16 protein-coding genes are annotated in these 15,239 nt (G+C 71.7%); 7 read left to right on the forward strand and 9 right to left on the reverse strand.

Annotation, left to right across the window (positions count from 1 at the left end; genetic code table 11):
- Positions 1-101: 101 nt before the first annotated feature.
- From A6A06_RS06395 to A6A06_RS06400, 3 genes are all read right to left on the reverse strand, one after another.
- Positions 102-311 (reverse strand): hypothetical protein, encoded by a 210-nt coding sequence (locus A6A06_RS06395; protein ID WP_073759932.1) that lies wholly within the window; start codon positions 309-311, stop codon positions 102-104.
- 217 nt (positions 312-528) lie between these two features.
- On the reverse strand, positions 529-645 hold the full coding sequence (locus A6A06_RS43465) for an SGM_5486 family transporter-associated protein (protein WP_274535868.1): 117 nt from the start codon (positions 643-645) through the stop codon (positions 529-531).
- A 4-nt stretch (positions 646-649) separates the two neighbouring features.
- The gene (locus A6A06_RS06400; protein WP_079193843.1) at positions 650-2,059 is read right to left on the reverse strand and encodes a CynX/NimT family MFS transporter; all 1,410 of its coding nucleotides are present in this window, start codon (positions 2,057-2,059) and stop codon (positions 650-652) included.
- Between the two features lie 133 nt (positions 2,060-2,192).
- On the opposite strand from A6A06_RS06400, the gene A6A06_RS06405 reads away from it, so the two are divergent.
- Positions 2,193-2,876, forward strand: a complete 684-nt coding sequence (locus A6A06_RS06405) for a FadR/GntR family transcriptional regulator (protein ID WP_073759934.1) — start codon at positions 2,193-2,195, stop codon at positions 2,874-2,876.
- Positions 2,877-3,015: 139 nt separating this feature from the next.
- Here the strand turns inward: A6A06_RS06405 and fabI are convergent, their stop codons facing one another.
- Both fabI and fabG read right to left on the reverse strand, forming a co-directional pair.
- Positions 3,016-3,786 carry an enoyl-ACP reductase FabI gene (gene fabI, locus A6A06_RS06410; RefSeq protein ID WP_073759936.1) on the reverse strand — a complete coding sequence of 257 codons (771 nt, stop codon included), beginning with the start codon at positions 3,784-3,786 and terminating at the stop codon, positions 3,016-3,018.
- A gap of 5 nt (positions 3,787-3,791) precedes the next feature.
- The gene (gene fabG, locus A6A06_RS06415) at positions 3,792-4,496 is read right to left on the reverse strand and encodes a 3-oxoacyl-[acyl-carrier-protein] reductase (protein WP_073759938.1); all 705 of its coding nucleotides are present in this window, start codon (positions 4,494-4,496) and stop codon (positions 3,792-3,794) included.
- Positions 4,497-4,703: 207 nt separating this feature from the next.
- Between fabG and A6A06_RS06420 the strand changes: the two genes are divergently transcribed.
- From A6A06_RS06420 to tyrS, 4 genes are all read left to right on the forward strand, one after another.
- Positions 4,704-6,236, forward strand: a complete 1,533-nt coding sequence (locus tag A6A06_RS06420; RefSeq protein WP_073759940.1) for a TldD/PmbA family protein — start codon at positions 4,704-4,706, stop codon at positions 6,234-6,236.
- Positions 6,233-7,636: a metallopeptidase TldD-related protein gene (locus A6A06_RS06425; RefSeq protein ID WP_073759942.1), complete on the forward strand. Its 1,404-nt coding sequence runs from the start codon at positions 6,233-6,235 to the stop codon at positions 7,634-7,636. The genes A6A06_RS06420 and A6A06_RS06425 overlap by 4 nt, the downstream gene beginning before the upstream one ends.
- Before the next feature lie 218 nt (positions 7,637-7,854).
- On the forward strand, positions 7,855-8,742 hold the full coding sequence (locus A6A06_RS06430; protein WP_073759944.1) for an alpha/beta fold hydrolase: 888 nt from the start codon (positions 7,855-7,857) through the stop codon (positions 8,740-8,742).
- Between the two features lie 128 nt (positions 8,743-8,870).
- Positions 8,871-10,274 (forward strand): tyrosine--tRNA ligase, encoded by a 1,404-nt coding sequence (tyrS, locus tag A6A06_RS06435; protein ID WP_073759946.1) that lies wholly within the window; start codon positions 8,871-8,873, stop codon positions 10,272-10,274.
- 100 nt (positions 10,275-10,374) lie between these two features.
- Here tyrS and A6A06_RS06440 read toward each other — a convergent pair whose 3' ends face one another.
- The gene (locus A6A06_RS06440; protein ID WP_073759948.1) at positions 10,375-10,653 is read right to left on the reverse strand and encodes a GlsB/YeaQ/YmgE family stress response membrane protein; all 279 of its coding nucleotides are present in this window, start codon (positions 10,651-10,653) and stop codon (positions 10,375-10,377) included.
- Positions 10,654-10,871: 218 nt separating this feature from the next.
- Between A6A06_RS06440 and A6A06_RS06445 the strand changes: the two genes are divergently transcribed.
- Together A6A06_RS06445 and A6A06_RS06450 are read left to right on the forward strand one after the other, a co-directional pair.
- The gene (locus A6A06_RS06445; RefSeq protein WP_073759950.1) at positions 10,872-11,246 is read left to right on the forward strand and encodes a DUF3099 domain-containing protein; all 375 of its coding nucleotides are present in this window, start codon (positions 10,872-10,874) and stop codon (positions 11,244-11,246) included.
- 274 nt (positions 11,247-11,520) lie between these two features.
- Positions 11,521-11,781, forward strand: a complete 261-nt coding sequence (locus A6A06_RS06450) for a hypothetical protein (RefSeq protein WP_073760239.1) — start codon at positions 11,521-11,523, stop codon at positions 11,779-11,781.
- Positions 11,782-11,976: 195 nt separating this feature from the next.
- On the opposite strand, the gene moaA is transcribed toward A6A06_RS06450, so the two are convergent.
- The 3 genes from moaA to A6A06_RS06465 all read right to left on the reverse strand — a co-directional run bounded on the left by moaA (position 11,977) and on the right by A6A06_RS06465 (position 15,135).
- Positions 11,977-12,966: a GTP 3',8-cyclase MoaA gene (gene moaA / locus A6A06_RS06455; protein ID WP_073759952.1), complete on the reverse strand. Its 990-nt coding sequence runs from the start codon at positions 12,964-12,966 to the stop codon at positions 11,977-11,979.
- A 160-nt stretch (positions 12,967-13,126) separates the two neighbouring features.
- The gene (locus A6A06_RS06460) at positions 13,127-14,791 is read right to left on the reverse strand and encodes a solute symporter family protein (protein ID WP_073759954.1); all 1,665 of its coding nucleotides are present in this window, start codon (positions 14,789-14,791) and stop codon (positions 13,127-13,129) included.
- Positions 14,788-15,135, reverse strand: coding sequence for a DUF485 domain-containing protein (locus A6A06_RS06465; RefSeq protein WP_073759956.1), 348 nt, complete (start codon positions 15,133-15,135; stop codon positions 14,788-14,790). Before A6A06_RS06465 ends, A6A06_RS06460 begins: the two co-directional genes overlap by 4 nt.
- Positions 15,136-15,239: the final 104 nt, after the last annotated feature.

A 15,239-nucleotide genomic window follows, 5' to 3' on the forward strand; every position in this document is an offset into this window, starting at 1 on the left:
GACGCCGCGCCGCCACCGGCCCCGGAGCCGGTCTCCGGACCCCGGCCGGACCGGCCCACGCCGGTGCGGCGGGCTCCGGCACGGCGGGCTCCGGCACGGGCTCAGCCCCCGATGCCGACGAGGCGGGCGAGGAAGGCCAGCACGGGCGCCAGGCTCTGGGACGCGCTCGCCGCGTGCGCCTGGGGCGGTGCCGTCATGACGACGAGCAGCGCGACGAAGGAGACGACGGCGAGGGTCAGGGCCCACCACGGCAGGCCCGTGCGCGCGCCCGGGCGGCGGGAGGCGGAGGGCCTGCTGGAGACGGCGGACATCGGTGGCCTCCGGGGGCGTTGGCGGGGACGGCACGGCCGCGTGGTGCGGCCGCGCCCACCGCAGCGGCACGGTGTGCTGCGAACCTACGGTCCCGTGGCGGCCGTTCCCATCCGGCATGCCACCCACTTGCCCCTGACCCTGGCCCCCTAGGGGATGGTGGGGCTGCCCCCACCCCGCCGCGGCCGGACGCCGGACGGCGACGGCGGCCGCGGTACGTCAGGGGGAGGCGAGACTCGCGATGACGGCGATCACGACGGTCACGGCGAGCATCGCGCCCAGCACGAGGAGCAGCTTCTTCTGTCCGCCCGGCGGATTCGGTTCGAGCACTGGCATGGCTTCAGTGTCGCACCCGGGCCTCGTCCTCCATCCGGCGGTCCCGGCCCGCCAGCATCCCGACCGCCATCTGGGGCACCATCAGCCCGGCCATCAGCGCGATGGGCAGCCCCCAGCCGCCGCTGTGCTGGTAGAGCGCGGCCACCAGGAGCGGCCCGGGGATGGAGATCAGATAGCCGACGCTCTGTACGAAGGCGGACAGCCGTACGACGCCCTCGGCGCTGCGCGAACGCATCCCGATCATCGTCAGGGCCAGCGGGAAGGAGCAGTTGGAGAGGCCCATCAGCAGCGTCCAGACCCAGGCTCCGGAGGCCGGGGCCAGCCACAGGCCGGCGTAACCGGCCAGCCCGCACAGGCCGAGCCCGACGGCCAGCGGGCCCTGGTTGCGCATCCGGGCGGCCACCCGGGGCAGGGCGAAGGACAGCGGTATGCCGATCGCCATGGTCACGGCGAGCAGGACGCCCGCGGTGCCCGCCGGCACCCCGGCGTCGCGGAAGATCTGCGCCATCCAGCCCATGGTGATGTACGCGGCGGTGGCCTGGAGGCCGAAGAAGACGGCCAGGGCCCAGGCGGTCGGCGAGGTGCTGACCCGCAGCCCGGTGACCGGTGCGGCGGGCGGCCGGGCGGTCGTCCCGTCCGCCGCCTTGCGACCGCGGACGACCGTCAGCCAGGGCAGGACGGCGACGACGGCGAGCGCCGCCCACACCGCGAGACCGGACTGCCAGCTGCCGCTGAGCACGGCCGTGACGGGGACGGTCAGTGCCGCGGCGAGCGCGCTGCCGAGGGCGAGCGCCATCGAGTACAGGCCGGTCAGCGGGCCGACGCGGTCCGGGAACCAGGTCTTGATGACCACCGGCAGCAGGACGTTGCTGACCGCGATGCCCGCGAGGGCGAGGGCGGTGGCGGCGAGGAATCCGGCGGTGCTGCCGGTGTAGGGCCGTACGACGACGCCGACGGCGATGGCGGCCATCCCGGCGCAGACGACCGCGCCGGGGCCGAAGCGCCGGGCCAGCCGCGGGGCCGCGATGCCGAAGACCGCGAAGCACAGGGCCGGTACGGAAGTAAGCAGCCCGGCGACGGTCGCGCTCATGCCCAGGCCGGACCGTACCTCTTCCATGAGCGGGCCGAGGCTGGTGATGGCCGGGCGGAGGTTGAGGGCGGCCAGGGCCAGCCCGGCGACCATGAGGAAGGGCACCGCCCGGCCGGTGGCCGGGGCGCGGGCCGGTTCCGGTGCGGCGGTCGGTGCGTCGGTCGATGCGGCCGGTGTGGCCAGCGGGTCCGGTACGGCCGATGTGGCCAGTGTGGCCAACGGGTTCGGTGCGGCCGGTGTAGCCGATGCGGTCGCGTGCGGTTCCGGCGGCGTGCCGGGGGTCCCGGCGCCGGAGCCGAGTGTCGCGAGGGAGTCGTCTGGCATGGGCCTCATCATAGAATCATGGGATGAATGCTTGTCCAGGTCCACCGTCCGGCTCCCGTGCCCGGCAGGCTCGCTATCCTCTCGCGGTGCCTACCGACGGGCCTTCGGCCCCCGCCCTCCCTGGAGCGCCGACATGCCACTGACCTCACCCCGGCGCTCCGCGCTGGCGGACCAGGTGATCACGCAGCTGCGGGCACAGATCACCTCCGGTGAATGGCCGGTGGGCTCCCGCATCCCGACCGAGCCCGCACTGGTCGAACAGCTCGGGGTGGCCCGCAACACCGTCCGGGAGGCCGTACGGGCCCTGGCGCACAACGGCCTGCTGGACATCCGCCAGGGCTCGGGTACGTACGTGGCGGCGACCAGCGAGCTGGCCGGGGTGATGAACCGCCGCTTCGCGGACGCCGACCCCGGACACGTGGCGGAACTGCGCAGCGCGCTGGAGGCGACGGCGGCCCGGCTGGCCGCCCGGCGCCGTACCGATCAGGATCTGCGGCAGATCGACGCCGCGCTGGAGCGGCGCGAGCGGGCCTGGGGTTCCGGCGCGGCGGCGGCGTTCGTGGAGGCCGACGCCTCGCTGCACATGGCGGTCGTCGCGGCCTCCCACAACGAGGTGCTGGCCGAGCTGTACGCCGACCTCGGGGGCGTGCTGCGGGAGTTCCTGCGCGCCGACGTGGGCGACGTCCTGCGGCCCGAAGCGCACCTCGACCACGGGCGGCTGGTGGCGGCGATCCACGACGGCGACGCCGAACGGGCCGCCGCCGAGGCGAGCATCCACCCCTTCGGCTGCCGCCCCGGCACCCGGACCGGCGGCTGACACCCGTACCCGTACGACGCATCCCGTACGACGCATCCCGTACGACGCGTCCCGTACGACGCATCCCATACGAACGCGCGCTGCCCGCCCCGGCGGACCGGGGCGGGCAGCGTTGCGGCGTTCCGAGCGCTTACGGGTGTCAGGCACCCATCATGTGCACGCCACCGTCGACGTGCACGATCTCGCCGGTGGTGTTCGGGAAGAAGTCCGACAGCAGGGCGACGACGCCGCGGCCGGCCGGCTCCGGGTCGGCCAGGTTCCAGCCGATCGGGGCGCGGTGGTTCCACACGTCCGCCAGCTCCTCGAAGCCCGGGATCGACTTGGCGGCCATCGACTTGATCGGACCGGCCGAGACCAGGTTGCTGCGGATGCCCTTCGGGCCCAGGTCGCGGGCCAGGTAGCGGCTGGTGGACTCCAGGGCCCCCTTGGCGACGCCCATCCAGTCGTACTTCGGCCAGGCGAACTGGGCGTCGAAGGTCAGGCCGACGACCGAGGAGCCGGCGCCCATCAGGGGCAGGCAGGCCATGGTCAGCGACTTCAGCGAGTACGCCGAGACGTGCACCGCGGTGGAGACGTCCTCCCAGCTCGCCTCCAGGAAGTTGAAGGCGCCCTGCGGGCCGAAGGCGATGGAGTGCACGATGCCGTCGATGCGGGCGTCGTCACCCTGGTGCTCGCGGACCTTGTCCGCCAGCCCGTCCAGGTGCTCCTGGTTGGTGACGTCCAGCTCGATGACGGGGGCTTCCTTGGGCAGCCGCTTGGCGATCCGCTCCACGAGCGAGAGCCGGCCGAAGCCGGTCAGGATGACCTCGGCGCCCTCGTTCTGGGCGACCTTGGCGGTCTGGAAGGCGATCGAGGACTCGGTCAGCACGCCCGTGACGAGAATGCGTTTGCCTGCGAGGATTCCACTCATGCTGATCAGTGACCCATGCCCAATCCGCCGTCGACGGGAATGACGGCTCCGGTGATGTACGCGGCCTCGTCGGAGGCCAGGAAGCGGACCGAGGCGGCGATCTCCTCGGGCTGGGCGTAACGCGCCAGCGGCACCTGCTTCACGATGCCCTCCCGCTGCTCGTCGGTGAGCGCGCGGGTCATGTCGGTGTCGACGAAACCGGGCGCGACGACGTTGACGGTGATGTTACGGCTGCCCAGCTCACGCGCGAGGGAACGGGCGAAGCCCACCAGGCCGGCCTTGGAGGCGGCATAGTTCGCCTGGCCCGCGGAGCCCAGCAGGCCCACGACGGACGAGATCAGCACGACGCGGCCCTTGCGTGCCCGCAGCATCCCGCGGTTGGCGCGCTTGACCACCCGGAAGGTGCCGGTGAGGTTGGTGTCGAGGACCGAGGCGAAGTCCTCCTCGGACATCCGCATGAGCAGCTGGTCGCGGGTGACGCCGGCGTTGGCCACCAGCACCTCGACCGTGCCCTGCTTCTCCTCGATCTCCTTGTAGGCCTGCTCGACCTGCTCGGTGTCCGTGATGTCGCACTTCACGGCCAAAAATCCCTCGGGCGGCTCTCCCGAGCGGTAGGTGATGGCGACCTTGTCGCCTGCCTCGGCGAAGGCGCGGGCGATGGCGAGGCCAATGCCGCGGTTGCCTCCGGTGACCAGAACCGAGCGGCTCAAGAGATCACCCTTTCCGTGTCCTGTCCGACCTGCGTTCGCTACGAAACTATCGGTCACCGGCCCCGTACGGAGAATCGAGCTCGGACAGGCGCGCACGCCGGTCGCTGTCGGGTCCCTACAGAAGGCTTCGCCGTACGGTTGCCCCACGGGGTGGGCCGCGCGCCCCGGGCAGGGCATGATTCATGGCGCCGACCACGGGAGGACGCCTTGCCTGCCACACCTCGTTCGATCGACGAGACCTTCCTCGCGCTACCGCTGCACGCGCTGGCCGACGCCGCGCTGGCGCGGGCCCGCGCGCTGGGCGCCACCCATGCGGACTTCCGCCTGGAGCGGGTGCGCAGCGCGTCCTGGCGGCTGCGGGACGCCAGGCCGTCGGAGACGTCCGACACCACGGACCTGGGCTACGCGGTGCGCGTGGTGCACAACGGGGCCTGGGGGTTCGCGTCCGGCGTGGACCTGACGATGAACGCCGCGGCCCGGGTGGCCGGGCAGGCGGTGGCGATGGCGAAGCTGTCGGCCAAGGTCATCGAAGCGGCGGGCTCGGCGGAAAGGGTCGAACTGGCGGACGAGCCCGCGTATCCGGACCGTACATGGATCTCCTCGTACGAGATCAACCCGTTCGACGTACCGGACGCGGACAAGACCGGGCTGCTGGCCGAGTGGAGCTCCCGGCTGCTGGCCGCGCCCGGCGTGGCCCACGCGGACGCCTCGCTGACGACCGTCCAGGAGAACAAGTTCTACGCGGACACCGGCGGCACCAGCACCACCCAGCAGCGGGTACGGCTGCACCCCGAACTGACGGCGGTCGCGGTGGACCCGGCGAGCGGCGAATTCGACTCCATGCGCACCCTCGCCCCGCCGGTGGGCCGCGGCTGGGAATACCTGACCGGCGGCCACTACGACTGGGACGCCGAACTGGCCCGGATGCCGGACCACCTCGCCGAGAAGCTGCGCGCCCCCGGCGTCGAACCCGGCCGCTACGACCTGGTCGTGGACCCCTCCAACCTGTGGCTGACCATCCACGAGTCGATCGGGCACGCCACCGAGCTGGACCGGGCACTGGGCTACGAAGCGGCGTACGCGGGCACCTCCTTCGCCACCTTCGACCAGCTCGGAGAACTGGCATACGGCTCCCAGATCATGAACGTGACCGGCGACCGGACCGCCGAACACGGCCTGGCGACCATCGGCTACGACGACGAGGGCGTCGCCGCCCAGTCCTGGGACCTGATCAAGAACGGCACCCTCACCGGCTACCAACTCGACCGGCGCACCGCCCGACTGACCGGCTTCCCCCGCTCCAACGGCTGCGCCTACGCGGACTCCCCCGCACACGTCCCCGTCCAGCGCATGGCCAACGTCTCCCTGCACCCCGCCCCGGACGGCCCGTCCACCCGGGACCTGATCTCCGGGGTGGAACACGGCATCTATGTCGTCGGGGACCGGTCGTGGTCGATCGATATGCAGCGGTACAACTTCCAGTTCACACAGCAGAGGGCATATCTCATCCGGGACGGCCGGCTTTGCGGGCAGCTCCGGGACGTTGCCTATCAGGGAAGTACTACGGAGTTCTGGGGGTCGATGGAGGCCGTCGGGGGCCCGGAAACGTACGTCCTCGGAGGCGCTTTCAACTGCGGGAAGGCGCAGCCGGGGCAGATCGCCGCGGTGTCGCACGGGTGTCCGTCGGCGCTGTTCACCGGTGTCAGCATTCTGAACACGGCACGGGAGGCGGGCCGATGAGCAGCCGTACGCCGGGGACGGACGCGCCCCACGAGATCGTCGAGCGGGCCCTGGAGCTGTCCCGGGCCGACGGCTGCGTGGTCATCGCCGACGAGCGCTCCAGCGCCAACCTGCGCTGGGCGGGCAACGCGCTGACCACCAACGGTGTCACCCGCGGGCGGTCGCTGACCGTCGTCGCCACCGTCGATGGTGCCCGGGGCACCGCTTCGGGTGTGGTCTCGCGAAGTGCGGTGACCGCGGCCGACCTGGAGCCGCTGGTGCGGGAGGCGGAGGCCGCCGCCCGGGAGGCCGGTCCCGCCGAGGACGCCACGCCGCTGGTCGCCGGTACCGCGCCGTCGCCGCACTTCACGGATGCCGCCGCCGAGACGGACTCGGCGGTCTTCGACGCCTTCGCGCCGGCGCTGGGCGAGGCCTTCGGGCGGGCCCGGGACGGCGGCCGTGAGCTGTACGGCTTCGCGTACCACGAGGTCGTCTCGTCCTACCTCGGCTCGTCCACCGGGCTGCGGCTGCGGCACGACCAGCCCACCGGGACGCTGGAGCTGAACGCCAAGTCCCCGGACCGCACCCGGTCCGCCTGGGCGGGCCGGTCGACCCGTGACTTCCGCGACGCGGACCCGCTGGCCATGGACGCGGAGCTGGCCACCCGGCTCGGCTGGGCCGCGCGGCGCACCGGGCTGCCGGCCGGGCGGTACGAGACCCTGCTGCCGCCGACCGCCGTCGCCGACCTGCTCGTGTACCAGCAGTGGTCCGCGGCGGCCCGGGACGCCGCGGAGGGCCGTACGGTCTTCTCCCGGCCCGGCGGCAGCACCCTCGTCGGCTCGAAGCTCGCGGAGCTGCCGCTGACGCTGCGCAGCGACCCCGGCGCCCCCGGTCTGGAGTGCGCGCCGTTCGTCCTGGCCCACGCCTCCGGCGACGACGCCTCCGTCTTCGACAACGGGCTGCCTCTGGAGCCCACCGACTGGGTGCGCGACGGCGAGCTGCGGCGGCTGGTCACCACCCGGCACAGTGCCGGACTGACCGGGCTGCCGGTGGCGCCGGGCGTCGACAACCTGATCCTGGAGGGCGGCGGTACCCGGTCGCTGGAGGAGATGGTGGCGGACACCGAGCGGGGGCTGCTGCTGACCTGCCTGTGGTACATCCGCGAAGTGGACCCGGCGACGCTGCTGCTCACCGGCCTGACCCGGGACGGGGTCTACCTGGTCGAGAACGGCGAGGTGACCGGCGAGGTGAACAACTTCCGTTTCAACGAGTCGCCGGTGAACCTGCTGTCGCGGGCGGTGGAGGCGGGCCGTACGGAGCGGACGCTGCCCCGGGAGTGGAGCGACTACTTCACCCGTACGGCGATGCCGGCCCTGCGGATCCCGGACTTCAACATGAGTTCGGTCAGTGCGGGTGTGTGAGCGGTTCGGGGGTCTTTCAGGGGGCCGCGCCGGGAGCGATGATCTGTGACGCTCCGTGACGGGCGGTGGTGCCGTACGGGAATGTGCCGGGGACGGGGGCGTGTTGGGGCGGGAGTGAGCGGAGTGAACCCGGTGGCCGTCCGGCCGCTCCGGGCTCCGGTCCACCGCTCCGCTGCCCGTCCTCAGAGTTTTCCCGCGTACGGATGGAGGATTGATCCATGAGCAAGATCGAGCAGACCGTCGAGGTCCCCCACCTCGGCGGGTCGACCGTCGGGTACACCTTCGGCAGGCCGTACGATCCCGCGCTCCCGACGCTGGTCCTGATCAACTCGTACACCACGTCGGCCGAGCTGTACCGGCCGCAGTTCGCCGATCCGGCGCTCGGGTCCGCGGTCAACCTGCTCGCCCTGGAGCCCTACGGGCACGGCCGCACGAGGGCCTCGTACCGGCACTTCACCTACTGGGACAGCGCGGTCGCGAATCTCCAGGCCCTCGCGGCCCTCGGGATCGACGAGGCCTTCGTGCTGGGAACCTCGCAGGGCGGCTGGGTGGCGGTCCGTATGGCGCTGCTCGCCCCGGACACCGTGAAGGGCCTCATCACGCTCGGCACGTCGATGGACTTCGAGAGCCCGCGCAGCCGTGACCTGGGGTGCTGGGACGGGATCGGGTTCAACACGCCGCTCATCGACGACCTCGCCGGCCCCGTCGGCGAGGACTGGGTCGTGCCGGACGAGGTCGTGGACAACGTGTTCGGCACCGCCATGGGCGGCATCCCGGCCGGGGAACGCGAGTTCTGGCTCACCGCCTACCGCGCGAACTACGCCGGTGACGCCGGACGCCGCCGACTGCGCCTGAGCACGGTGAACCTGCGGGACCGCGACGGGCTCCACGGCAGGCTCGACGACGTCGGCTGCCCCGTCCTGTGGCTGCACGGCACCGCGGACCAGGTGTACTCCGTACCGAACGCCCGGGAGGAGATCCGGATGTTCACCCGCTCCCCCGAGGCACGCCTGGAGATCATCGAGGGCGGGCAGCACTTCCTGAGCGCCTCGCACCCCGCCGAGGTCGACTCGGCGGCGATCGAGTTCGTGAAGCGCTGGGGCTGAGCGGGGCCGGGGACCGGGCGGACACAGCCGGTGGCCTGCCCCGGGGCGCCCGCCCGGGGCAGGCCGGCGGCTCTAATAGACTCTCCCTTCGTCCTCCCGTACGGGAACACCGACCGATCAGGAACGCCATGACACGCCTCGGCGAATCCGTCGCCCGCGCCAGCTCGCTGCTCTCCGCAGACCTCTCCGCCGACGCCACCGTCGCGGAGCTGCTCAAGGAGACGGGCGAGCGGCGCTATCTCGACCTGACGGACCTGCCCGCCAAGGAGCAGGCGGCGCTGATCGCCTCCCGTACCGTCGAGGTGCTGCCGGGCGTGGACCGGCTCGCCGAGCGGATCGAGCAGCGCCGTGCCGAGGGCAAGGGCCTGCACATCAAGCTGGGTATCGACCCGACGGCCACCGACGTCCACCTCGGCCACGCCGTGCCGCTGATCATCCTGAGCCGGTTCCAGCGGCTCGGACACGCCGTGACGCTGATCATCGGCGACTTCACCGCGAAGATCGGCGACCCGTCGGGCCGTACCGCCGAGCGCCCGCCGCTGACCGACGAGGACATCGCCGCGAACCTGGCCAGCTACCGCGAGCAGGTCCGGCCGTTCTTCGACTTCGAGAAGGTCGCCTTCCGGCAGAACAGCGAGTGGCTGGCGCCGTACACCTTCCCCGAGCTGCTGGGCCTGCTCGCGCAGGTGCCGGTCTCGCAGCTGCTCCAGCGCGAGGACTTCAGGAACCGCCTCGCCGCGGGCTCCGGTCTGACCATGACCGAGCTGCTGTACCCGGTCGCGCAGGGCCTGGACTCGGTGGCGCTGGAGTGCGACGTGGAGCTGGGCGGCGCCGACCAGCTGCTCAACCTCCAGATGGGCCGCAAGCTGATGGAGCTGCGCGGGCAGCGGCCGCAGCTGGTCGTCACGATGCCGCTGATCGAGGGCACCGACGGCACCGGCGCCAAGATGTCGAAGTCCAAGGGCAACTACGTCGGGCTGAGCGCGCCCGCCGACGACGTCTTCGGCAAGATCATGTCGGTGCCGGACCGGCTGATGGAGCCGTACCTGAAGGCGTGGACGGAGTGGACCGACGAGGAGGTCGCCGTCGTCCTGGCCCGGGTCGCGGACCGCAGCCTGCACCCGATGGACCTGAAGAAGGTCCTGGCGGGCGAGGTCGTGACGGCACTGTACGGCCTGGAGGCGGCGATGGCGGCGCGCGCCGGGTTCGTGGCGCAGTTCTCCAAGAAGTCCTTCACCGACGTCGGCACGCTGCCGGTGGTGGATGTCGCCGGGCACGGCGCGGAGACGGTGGCCGCGGTCCTGACCAAGGTCCTGGAGTTCACGCCGAGCGCCTCGGCGGCCCGGCGGCTGGCCAAGCAGAACGCGCTGCGCCTGGTCGTGGAGGCCGAGGAGGGCCAGCAGACGCTGGTGCTCGCCGAGGCCGAGGTGATCCGGCCGCTGGGCGAGGTGCTGGCCGAGAAGCTGGCCGGCCTCTCCGGCGCGGCCTACCTCAAGGCCGGCCGCAAGCTGGCACAGCTCGAAGGCCGCTAGGGATACGGACGGGGGCCTGCGGGCGAACGTTCCGTCCCCCGGTACGGCGACGGCCGGTGCGCGTCATGTGCGCACCGGCCGTCGCCGTACCGGGACCCCGTCAGGTCGTTTCTCTCCCGTGGCCGCGAATGGCCGTCCAGAGCCGGTCGCCGACGGCGACGACCACGACCGCGCCGACCAGCTGCAGCAGGTGCCGCGTCCAGTCGATGCCCTTGGTGTCGTTCACCCCGATGCCGGTGGCCAGCCAGTTGCCCAGGACGCTGCCCAGCATGCCGAAGACCACGGTCAGCCACAGGGGGATCTGCTGCTTGCCCGGAATGATCGCCTTGGCGATCAGGCCCAGCACAAGGCCCACGATGATTGCCCACAACCAAGTCATGTCGCCTCCTAAAGCGGCGCGCGCACGTGATCGTGCCCAGCCAGTCTCGCCCCGGCCGGGCTACGCCGCACGCCGGAGCGGACCGTACGCGGGACGGCGGTGCGGACCCGGCCACGGCGTATCGCGCCCCGGTCTCGAAGGCGGCGCAGACGCGGCGTAACGTGGGATCGGTGCGGAACCGGGGAGAATCCGGCGCGACAAGCAGGTGGTGGAACGTGATGCGGAAGCAGACCGGCGCCCAGCCCTTCCGGATCACGGGAGCGCGGCAGGGGCTGACCGAGGATGTGCGGGGCCGGCAGCGGCGCTATGTGATCTCGATGTCGCTGCGGACGGTGGCCGTCGTCCTCACGGCCGTACTCTGGAACATCGAGCGTCACGTGGCCATCGCCACCCTGGTGCTGGGCATCGTCCTTCCGTACGTCGCGGTCGTCATTGCCAACGCGGGCCGGGAGAACGTACGTTCACTGCCGTCCACCTTCATACCGGCACCCACTCGGCCGATGCTGGGTCCCGGGGGTTCCGCCGGCCCGGCGGAACCGGTCCCGGAAGCGGCCGGGCCGGATGCGGACGGACCGCGGCAGGAGCGGAGTTGAGCCGCCCGCGGTCTGCAAAGCTCAAGAAAAGCTCAGATCAATCATGCGGTTCCGGTGCACCGGGCCCACTCCCGCGTGACATACTGCGTACGCGCTCCGCATCCCCCGTCGGAGCGACGGACCGACGCCGGGCGGCTCCCCCCGTGGCTGCCCGGCGTCGCCATGTCCGCCCTGGTGGCGACGTAGGGTTGAGGCCGTGAACTCCCCTGACGCCCCGCATCCCGACTCCTCCGGCGACGCCGCATCACCGCACTTCCCCGGCCTGCCCGGCTTCCTGGGCCCGGCGGGCGGAGCGCCGGACGCCGTCCCCGGCGCACCGGTCTGCTCGGCCAAGGGCTGCCGCGCCGACGCGGTGTGGGTGCTGGCCTGGAACAACCCGAAGCTGCACACGCCGGAGCGCCGCAAGACCTGGCTCGCGTGCGACGAGCACCGCGAACACCTGTCCAACTTCCTTAACTTGCGCGGATTCTTAAAGGACGTCGTCACGCTGGAGGAGTGGGACGAGGCCGCCACCGACCGCCCGGCCGACGGCTGACCCGCCATTGGTCCGGTGGACCGCCATCGAGCCGGTGGACCGCCATCGGCCCAGTGGCCGCCATCGGCCCGGTGGCCCGCCATTGGTCCGGCCTCTGGCAGGACGCGCCCGTCCGGTCCTGACCGGTCAGGAGTGCGCCGCGTCCAGGGCGCAGCCTGACCGATCCCCGCGGCATCGCGACGCCCGGCGCGCGCCCTAGCCGCCGATCGCCGACATCGGGCGCGCGGGCTGGAGGAATGACGGGTCATCCAGGCCCGACCCGGCCTTCTTGCCCCACATCGCCTGCTTCCAGATGCGGGCTATCTCCGCGTCCGGGGCGTCCGAGCGCAGTGCCGCGCGCAGGTCCGTCTCCTCGGTGGCGAACAGGCAGGTACGGATCTGGCCGTCGGCGGTCAGGCGCGTGCGGTCGCAGGCGCGGCAGAACGGGCGGGTGACGGAGGCGATGACACCGACGCGGTGCGGGCCTCCGTCCACCGTCCAGCGCTCGGCGGGCGCCGAGCCGCGCTCGCCCTGGTCTTCGGGGGTCAGCGTGAAGCGGGTACGCAGCGAGGCCAGGATGTCACCGGCGGTGATCATGCCCTCGCGCTTCCAGCCGTGCTGGGCGTCGAGCGGCATCTGCTCGATGAAGCGCAGCTCGTAGTCGTTGGCGACGGCCCAGGCCAGCAGGTCGGGGGCCTCGTCGTCGTTGAGCCCCGGCATCAGGACGCTGTTGACCTTGACGGGGGTGAGGCCGGCGGCGCGGGCCGCCTCCAGGCCGCGCAGCACGTCCTCGTGGCGCTTGCGGCGGGTCATGGCGCGGAAGACGTCGGGGCGCAGCGTGTCGAGGGAGACGTTGACCCGGTCCAGGCCGGCGTCGCGCAGGGCGGTGGCGGTGCGCTCCAGGCCGATGCCGTTGGTGGTCAGCGACATCTGCGGGCGGCGCTCAAGGGCGGCCACCCGCTCGACGATGCCGACGAGGCCGGGGCGCAGCAACGGCTCCCCGCCCGTGAAGCGGACCTCTTCGATGCCCAGGTCGGTCACGGCTATGCGGATGAGGCGGACGATCTCGTCGTCGGTGAGCAGGTCGGGCTTGGCGAGCCACTGCAGGCCCTCTTCCGGCATGCAGTACGTGCAGCGCAGGTTGCACCGGTCGGTCAGCGAGACGCGCAGGTCGGTGGCCACACGCCCGAATGTGTCGATGAGCACTGAAGCCCCCAGCCCGAGTCCGATCAGTTCGTCTTCGAGCCTACGCGATGGGTCTGACAGCGAGCACGGGTGAGAAATCACGAGGCGGGCGGGGCGGCGTCGTGGAGAGCTACGACGCCGCCCCGCCCGCCGGTGGTGCGGAGGTCCGGGACGCCGCGCGTCAGTGCGCTCCGGTGCCGGTCAGGGAGCGGACCTCCAGTTCGGCGTACTTCTTCACGTCCGGCTCCTCCTTGGACAGCAGCGAGCCCAGCCAGCCCAGCAGGAAGCCCAGCGGGATGGAGATCAGGCCCGGGTTCTCCAGCGGGAAGAAGTGGAAGTCCACGCCGGGGAACATCGAGGTCGGCTTGCCGGAGACGACCGGCGAGAAGAGCACGAGCAGGACGGAGGAGGCCAGGCCGCCGTAGATGGACCACAGCGCGCCCTGGGTGGTGAACCGTTTCCAGAACAGGCTGTAGAGGATGGTCGGCAGGTTGGCGGAGGCCGCGACGGCGAAGGCGAGGGCCACCAGGCCGGCGACGTTCAGGCCGCGCGCGAAGACGCCGAGGACGATGGCGACGGCGCCGATGCCCACGGTCGCCCAGCGTGCCGCGCGCACCTCCTCCTTCTCGGTCGCCTGTCCCTTGCGGATGACGTTGACGTACAGGTCGTGCGCGAAGGACGAGGACGAGGCGAGGGTGAGCCCGGCGACGACGGCGAGGATGGTCGCGAAGGCCACCGCGGAGATCACGGCGAGCAGGATCGCGCCGCCGGTGGAGTCGGCGCCGCCGCCGATCTCCTGGGCGAGCAGCGGCGCCGCCGTGTTGCCCGCCTTGTTGGACGCGATGATCGTGGCGGGCTCGATCAGTGCGGCGGCGCCGAAGCCCAGCGCGATGGTCATCAGGTAGAAGACGCCGATGATGCCGATGGCCCAGTTCACGGACTTGCGGGCGGCCTTGGCCGTGGGCACGGTGTAGAAGCGGATGAGGATGTGCGGCAGGCCCGCGGTGCCCAGGACCAGCGCGATGCCCAGCGAGATGAAGTCGATCTTCGAGGTGGCGGTCACGCCGTACTTCAGTCCCGGCTCCAGGAAGGCGGCGCCCTTGCCGCTCTCCTCGGCGGCCCTGCCCAGCAGCGTGGAGATGTTGAAGTTGAACTTGAGCATCACCAGGAACGTGATGAGCAGGGTGCCCGCGATCAGCAGGACGGCCTTGACCATCTGGACCCAGGTGGTGCCCTTCATGCCGCCGATCGACACGTACAGGATCATCACGATGCCGACCAGGACCACCACGACGATCTTGCCGGCTTCGCTGGTGATGCCGAGCAGCAGCGTGACCAGGGCGCCCGCGCCCGCCATCTGGGCGAGCAGGTAGAAGATCGAGACGATGATGGTGGAGACGCCCGCGGCGGTCCGCACCGGGCGCTGGCGCATCCGGTAGGCGAGCACGTCGCCCATCGTGAACCGGCCCGAGTTGCGCAGCGGTTCGGCCACCAGCAGCAGCGCCACCAGCCAGGCGACGAGGAAGCCGATGGAGTACAGGAAACCGTCGTAGCCGAAGAGGGCGATGGCGCCGGCGATGCCGAGGAAGGACGCGGCGGACATGTAGTCGCCGGAGATCGCCAGGCCGTTCTGGAAGCCGCTGAACTGGCGGCCGCCCGCGTAGAAGTCCTCGGCGCCCTTGGTCTGCCGGCCGGCCCAGACGGTGATGCCCAGCGTCGCGGCGACGAAGACCGCGAACAGTGTGATGATCAGCGTCCGGTGCTCGCCCGCGCCGCCCGCGGCGAGCTGGGCGGTGCCGTCCGCGAGCCGGCCCGCGCCGGTGGTGATCCGCTCGGCCGGGCTCATGCGTCACGCTCCAGACGGGTCTTGATCGCCTCGGCCTTGGGGTCCAGCTTCGCGGCGGCGTGGCGGGCGTACCACCAGGCGATGAGGAAGGTGGTCACGAACTGCGCGATGCCGAGCACGAAGGCGACGTTGACGTTGCCGAAGACCTTGGTGCCCATGAAGCCGCCCGCGTAGCTGGAGAGCAGCACGTACAGCAGGTACCAGACGATGAAGGCGACGGTGAGCGGAAAGGCGAACGAACGGTGCGAACGGCGCAGTTCGCCGAATTCCGGGCTCGCCTGGACCTCGGTGAAGTCCGGTGGCCGGTGCGGCCCCGGGTCGGTGGGCGGCGGTGCGGTGCTCACGGAATCTCCTGGTGGCGTAGGGACGGATGACGGAGCCCGGCGATAAAGAGTGCGTAAGTGATACGGATCACGCATCGTAGAGGGGTGGCATTCGATGCGACAGA

The sequence above is a fragment of the Streptomyces sp. CB02923 genome (genome assembly GCF_001905005.1).
Lineage (GTDB): Bacteria > Actinomycetota > Actinomycetes > Streptomycetales > Streptomycetaceae > Streptomyces.

Coding starts and splice junctions, on each gene's coding strand:
- A6A06_RS06395 (WP_073759932.1), bottom strand. CDS start 311: ATGTCCGCCGTCTCCAGCAGGCCCTCCGCCTCCCGCCGCCCGGGCGCG.
- A6A06_RS43465 (WP_274535868.1), bottom strand. CDS start 645: ATGCCAGTGCTCGAACCGAATCCGCCGGGCGGACAGAAGAAGCTGCTC.
- A6A06_RS06400 (WP_079193843.1), bottom strand. CDS start 2,059: ATGCCAGACGACTCCCTCGCGACACTCGGCTCCGGCGCCGGGACCCCC.
- A6A06_RS06405 (WP_073759934.1), top strand. CDS start 2,193: ATGCCACTGACCTCACCCCGGCGCTCCGCGCTGGCGGACCAGGTGATC.
- fabI (WP_073759936.1), bottom strand. CDS start 3,786: ATGAGTGGAATCCTCGCAGGCAAACGCATTCTCGTCACGGGCGTGCTG.
- A6A06_RS06425 (WP_073759942.1), top strand. CDS start 6,233: ATGAGCAGCCGTACGCCGGGGACGGACGCGCCCCACGAGATCGTCGAG.
- A6A06_RS06430 (WP_073759944.1), top strand. CDS start 7,855: ATGAGCAAGATCGAGCAGACCGTCGAGGTCCCCCACCTCGGCGGGTCG.
- tyrS (WP_073759946.1), top strand. CDS start 8,871: ATGACACGCCTCGGCGAATCCGTCGCCCGCGCCAGCTCGCTGCTCTCC.
- A6A06_RS06440 (WP_073759948.1), bottom strand. CDS start 10,653: ATGACTTGGTTGTGGGCAATCATCGTGGGCCTTGTGCTGGGCCTGATC.
- A6A06_RS06445 (WP_073759950.1), top strand. CDS start 10,872: ATGCGGAAGCAGACCGGCGCCCAGCCCTTCCGGATCACGGGAGCGCGG.
- A6A06_RS06460 (WP_073759954.1), bottom strand. CDS start 14,791: ATGAGCCCGGCCGAGCGGATCACCACCGGCGCGGGCCGGCTCGCGGAC.